The organism is Streptomyces sp. M2CJ-2, assembly GCF_016757295.1.
Taxonomy (GTDB): domain Bacteria; phylum Actinomycetota; class Actinomycetes; order Streptomycetales; family Streptomycetaceae; genus Streptomyces.
The window spans coordinates 1-2,088 of record NZ_JAESIF010000200.1; the positions used below are offsets into that span (position 1 = coordinate 1).

Here is a 2,088-nt window from a genome sequence, read left to right on the forward strand (position 1 = left end):
GGAGCTGTGCGGTCCGACGGTGGCGATGGGGGCGCCGTTGTCGCAGGTGGCTCCGCGGAAGACCTCGACGGTCCTCTTGCTGTCGTTGCGGATGTTCAGGCTGCGGGAGCCCAGGCCGCTCACGACGGTGATGCAGCCGCCCGGGGCGGCCGAGTAGGAACGCTCGTTGATGTGGATCCGGCCTTCGAAGCCCCGGCCTTCGAAGTCCCGGTCTTCGTGGTCCTTGCCTTCGTAGTCCCGGTCTTCGTTGTCCTTGCCTTCGTTGTCCTTGCCTTCGTTGCCCTTGCCGGAGTCGCCGCCCAGGGGGGCCGCGGCGGGGGCGGCCGCCCGCTGGACCGCGGGGGCGGCCTGGGCCGGCTCGTAGGCGGATGCCGAGGCGTAGGTGATACCGGTGGCGGCCAGGGCCGCGGCGGCCGCGACGGCCGCGGTGACGACGTTGGAACGGGTGATCATCACGTGCTTCTCCTGATCTCGGGGGATCGGCCGGCCGGCCGACTTGTGATGAACGTACTGACCGATCCTCATATCTGTCATATCGGGACATGGGGGAAAGCGGCAGATTGACTCCGATCAGGTCACAGGGGGTGCTCGTATGCCGTGCCATGGCGCGCTGACGTGTAATCAGATGTCCTTTTCTGTAATGGACTTGATGCCCTGATACGCCGTCCGGGGGACTTTTCCGATACCTGCTCACCCCCAGTCGCGGCGTGTCGTTCGTTGACACATCAGGTCAAACCGGCATTCCCGTCGTGCTGCCGGGTGACGGACGGGGCGCTCGAGCGCGTGAGCGGGCCCGTGACGTGCCGTGTTGCCGTCCGCAGGGTGACGTTCCTCCAGAACGTCTCGATGAAGGCGAAGACCTGACGTTGGCCTCAGGTGGGCATCACTGTGCACCTGCGGCCGGCCGGCGGGTCCGTGCGAGCGTCCTGGAGGCGTGTCCGCCGCCCGCAGCGGGCTCTGTTCATGGTGATGTGGGCGGCTCGTCCGGCGGACCGGAACCTGGGTCATCGGTCCGGAGGCCGGGTGTCACCGACCTCGCCTCCTGGACGAGATGGCCCGGCCGTACCGGGGCGGTCCCGCTCAGGGCCACGGCGGCCATGACGACGATGATGCCCTGGATGACCAACGAGCAGACGCCCAGGGGTTCCAGCCAGTTGCCGTAGTCGGCCTCGTCGGTGGGGATGGGCGTGGCACGGGTGACGATGTAGCCGATGGTGGTCAGCAACGCGGTGAGTCCTCCCACGACCCAGCCCAGCCGCGGTCCGCGGGTCAAAAGGAGAAGGGCGCCCGTAGTGGCGCCGACCGCGACGGCGATGAAACCGTCGATGAGGAAGGGCACGTCCGCGTCGGTGACCTCATAGGCGTGGATCCCGGCATCGGCCGGGAGAAGAGCTCCGGCCACAACGCGCGCCCCGCCGTGCTCCGCGCGGCCTTGCGGGGTGGAGGCAGGACTGTCCAGCATGATCCATCCCGTGCTCGATTTCTGGCCAACAGGTTCCACGCGCCACCGCGCGAGTAGGCCAGGGACATGATGCCTGTCGCAGCGGGCCAATCGCGGGCACACGGGGTGGCGTGTCCGGTGCCAGACCCCTTCGTGCTTTTCTGCTCACCCATCCGCCCCCTTCACCGGCATCTGCACCGGTCCGAGCGGACGGCGTGGACATCCCGCCAGCCACGTCGTCGACGGCGGGCGGCATGCTGTCGTAGACCTCGGTGGGCGGCCGCAGAAGCCGCCCACCGACCTCATCACCGAAGCCCTCAGCCCCAGACCCGCCGCCCCACGCCCGAGCCGACCCTGATCGCCCGGCAGTGCTGCCGACTGCTCGTGAGACAGGGCGATTACGGCCCGTCGCGGCAGCCCCGGAGAGGCGGCGGTGCCCGGTGCGGGAGGCCCGGCAGCGGGCACGCACATGATTCCTCCTGGTCGTGTACACAACCAGAAACCGCCGGCGGCGACCGTCACGGTGCGCGGTGAGCATCCCCCCCGGCGCGCCCGGCGCGCCCTTCCAGCGTGCCGCCCGGGCGGATCGGCACGCCGCCCGGCCGCTCACCTGACGTAGGCGAGCCGGCTCACCCACTGGGACAGCG

General features: G+C 69.5%; 2 protein-coding genes. Both read right to left on the bottom strand.

Annotation, left to right across the window (positions count from 1 at the left end):
• On the bottom strand, positions 1 to 453 hold a 453-nt coding region (locus JL475_RS38720), incomplete at its 3' end, for a hypothetical protein (RefSeq protein WP_202282882.1).
• Positions 454 to 961: 508 nt separating this feature from the next.
• Positions 962 to 1,462, bottom strand: coding sequence for a hypothetical protein (locus JL475_RS41040; protein ID WP_237409500.1), 501 nt, complete (start codon positions 1,460 to 1,462; stop codon positions 962 to 964).
• Between the last annotated feature and the right edge of the window lie 626 nt (positions 1,463 to 2,088).

Bases quoted from the DNA above. Each gene is read 5' to 3' on its own strand.
- JL475_RS41040 (WP_237409500.1), bottom strand. From the start codon at position 1,462: ATGCTGGACAGTCCTGCCTCCACCCCGCAAGGCCGCGCGGAGCACGGC.